Annotated in this window: 3 protein-coding genes; all 3 read right to left on the reverse strand. The window is 65.0% G+C overall.

The window, feature by feature from the left end; translation table 11 throughout:
* On the reverse strand, positions 1–960 hold a 960-nt coding region (locus G1E_RS25385; protein ID WP_047150233.1), incomplete at its 3' end, for a protein-glutamate O-methyltransferase CheR.
* Positions 957–1,463: a chemotaxis protein CheW gene (locus tag G1E_RS25390; RefSeq protein ID WP_009683465.1), complete on the reverse strand. Its 507-nt coding sequence runs from the start codon at positions 1,461–1,463 to the stop codon at positions 957–959. The genes G1E_RS25390 and G1E_RS25385, both read right to left, overlap by 4 nt.
* A 5-nt stretch (positions 1,464–1,468) precedes the next feature.
* Positions 1,469–3,091: a methyl-accepting chemotaxis protein gene (locus tag G1E_RS25395; RefSeq protein WP_009683464.1), complete on the reverse strand. Its 1,623-nt coding sequence runs from the start codon at positions 3,089–3,091 to the stop codon at positions 1,469–1,471.
* Positions 3,092–3,356 lie beyond the last annotated feature (265 nt).

The following is a 3,356-nucleotide window of genomic DNA, read 5'->3' on the forward strand; positions in this document are numbered from 1 at the left end:
CCCCGCAGCCTCGCGGGCCGGCGCTGGCCGGGCCACCACCGGCAGCGCACGCTGCGGCCGCGGCACCGGCAAGGCCGGCTGCGAATACCCGGCAGGCCCGGGCCCCGGCCAACTGCGCCTGGCAGGTGCTGCCGCTGCCGCTGCCGCCGGCGCAGGCGTGCTGCTGCCTGGGTCTCGTACGTAGGCAAACGACTGGGCGATCCCCAGCGGGCGCATGCCCAGGCGCGCCAACAGGCTGCCCTCGGCCGGACCGATGAACAGCACCCCCTGTGGGTGCAGCAGGCGCTTGAGCACTTCGAAGACGCGTTGCTGGGTCGGCACGTCGAAGTAGATCAGCAGGTTGCGACAGAACACGAAGTCATACAGGCCATCGCGGCTGGCCAGCAGCGGGGCGAGCACATTGCCTACCTGCAGGCTGACTTGCTGGCGTACCCGCTCGTGCAGGCGGTGGCCTTCGTCGACCACATCGAAGTAACGCTCGCGAAAACCCAGCTCGCTGCCGCGAAAGGCATTGCGGCCATACACGGCCTGCCCGGCCTTGGCCACCGAGCTGGGGCTGATGTCCATGCCATCGACCAGGAACGCCCCCGGCGCCATACCGGCATCAAACAAGGCCATGGCCAGCGAATAGGGCTCCTCGCCCGTCGAGCACGGCAGGCTGAGCAACCGCAGCGGCCGCGCGCCGTCCAGTTCGGCACGGCGCTTGTGCGCCAGGGCCGCCAGCGCGGTGAAGGACTCGGGGTACCGGAAGAACCAGGTCTCTGGCACGATCACCGCTTCGATCAGTGCCTGCTGCTCTTCACCGGACTGCTGCAGGCGCAGCCAGTAGTCGTCCAGATCGGCAGCGCCCACCGCTACGCTGCGCTGGCGCAGGGCACGCTCGACCATCGGCGTGCCGACAGACTCCACATCCAGGCCAATACGCTCACGCAAGAAACGGAAAAAACACTGTTCGGTCATGTCGGCCCCCCGGTCGGGCCCTGCGTGTACAGCAATGCGTGCACGGCGTCGGGCAGCAGGTCATTGACTTCGATGCGCTGCAGCATGCCAAGGGCATCCTGACGCACCGGCCCCAGGTAAGGGGCTTCGCCCGTGTCTACACCGTAGGGCTGGAACTCATCGGGCTGGCAGCGCAGGGTCTCGGTTGCCTGCTCCAGCACCAGCCCCAGCTGCAGCCCAGCCCGGTAGTGCACCAGTACCAGCCGGGTGCTGGTGCGCTGCGCCGCCGGCTGGCCGAAGCTGAGCGCGGCCAGGTCGATGACGGGTATGAGCAGGCCACGGTGGGCCAGAATACCCGCCACCCAGGCTGGCGCCCGGGCAATCGGCTTGAGTGGCCGAAGTGGCAGCACTTCGATCACCTCGTGCACGCTCAGGGCAAAGCGTTGTTCCCTGATACGGAACTGCAGGTACAGCGCCCCCTTGGCGTTGCCCGGCTGTGCGGCCGGCGCTTGCGTGTCGGTCATCGCGGTCAGACTTTGAAACGCGACACGCCGCCACGCAAGCCTGCGGCCACCTGGCTAAGCTCATCGATGGCAAAGCTGGCCTGGCGCAGCGACTCGACGGTCTGGGTGCTGGCATCACTGAGCTGGGCCAATGCCTGGTTGATCTGCTCGGCACCGGTGGCCTGGGCCTGCATGCCTTCGTTGACCATCAGCACGCGCGGTGCCAAGGCCTGTACCTGGTGAATGATCTGGCTCAGTTGCTCGCCGACCTGCTGCACTTCGAACATGCCCCGGCGCACTTCTTCGGAAAACTTGTCCATGCCCATGACCCCGGCCGACACCGCCGACTGGATCTCACGCACCATCTGCTCGATATCGTAAGTGGCCACCGCGGTCTGGTCGGCCAGGCGCCGCACCTCGGTGGCGACCACGGCAAAGCCACGGCCATACTCGCCAGCCTTTTCCGCCTCGATGGCGGCGTTGAGCGACAACAGGTTGGTCTGGTCGGCCACCTTGACGATCGTCACGACCATCTGGGTAATATTGCTGGCTTTTTCGTTGAGGATGCCCAGCTTGGCGTTGACCAGGTCGGCGGCGCCCATCACCTGGTGCATGGTCTCTTCCATGCGGGCCAGGCCCTGCTGGCCGGAGCCGGCCAGGCTGGAGGCCTGGTCGGCGGCCGAAGTGACTTCAGTCATGGTACGCACCAGGTCACGCGAAGTGGCGGCAATTTCCCGCGAGGTGGCGCCGATTTCCGTGGTGGTGGCTGCGGTTTCGGTGGCAGTGGCCTGCTGCTGCTTGGACGTGGCGGCGATCTCGGTAACCGACGTGGTGACCTGCACCGACGAGCGCTGGGCCTGGGCCACCAGGTTCGCCAGCGCTTCGGCCATTTCGTTGAAGCCGCTCTCGATGGCGCCGAACTCATCCTTACGTTCCAGGCTCAGGCGCACGCTCAGGTCACCCGAACGCAGCTTGTCGAGAGCGTGGACGATACGCTGCATGGGCGCGGTGATGGCGCGCATCAGCAACAGGCCGCACACCCCGGCCGCGACAATGGCCAGCAACAGCGAGACGATCATGCTGCCCTTGGCGGTGGTCACGGCACTGACGATATCGCGGGTGGCGGCATCAGCGGAGGCGCGGTTGTTCTCGATGACATCGTTCAGGTGCTTGCGACCGTCGACCCAGGCGGGTGTGAGTACGTCGTTGATCAGGCGCTGGGCTTCGGCGTAGTTGCGCTGACGGTAGGCATCCAGCACCTGGCCGACAATCTTCATGTAGTTTTCTTCAAGCTGCACGAAGCTGTCGAAGCGGGCCTGGTCGTCATGGCTCTGGATGGTGCTCTGGTAACTGGCCATGAATTGCTTCAGCCGGTCTTCGAAACTCTTGAACAGTTCCATGTCGGCCGAGGTGATTTCCCGGTGGTTGGACAGCCCGACCAACTGTTGGCTGGTGACGTAGCTGTCGACCCAGGCGCTGCGGATCATCGAGCTGTAGTAGACCCCGGGAATGCTGTCTGTACCTACGGCGGCTTCGGCGGTTTCGATGGCGGCCAACCGCGAGTAGGCGGCCACGATCATCAGCAGCATGATGGCGATGATCACGGCGAAACTTGCCAGGATCCGTTGGCGCAACGTCCAGTTCTTCACATTCAGCCCTCAGGAATTCACAACGAGCGGGAAAATCGCCGAAGTATAGCCTAGAGGCCTTACGCTTTTGCGGGTGAAATGTGGGGTAACCTGGCATCCCCGCTAATGGACGGGGCCCATCATGGAAAAATCGCTTCGTTTGTGGGAGCGGCCTTGTGTCGCGAAAGGGCCGCGCAGCGGCCCCGGCATTTCATGCGGCGAAGCTAAAATCTTTGGGGCTGCTGCGCAGCCCTTTCGCGACACAAGGCCGCTCCCACAAGGACCG

Origin of the sequence: Pseudomonas sp. TJI-51 (genome assembly GCF_000190455.2) — a bacterium.
GTDB classification, from domain to species: domain Bacteria; phylum Pseudomonadota; class Gammaproteobacteria; order Pseudomonadales; family Pseudomonadaceae; genus Aquipseudomonas; species Aquipseudomonas juntendi.

What these genes read in the sequence shown, in the direction of transcription:
- G1E_RS25390 (WP_009683465.1), bottom strand. Translation starts at nt 1,463, where the DNA reads ATGACCGACACGCAAGCGCCGGCCGCACAGCCGGGCAACGCCAAGGGG.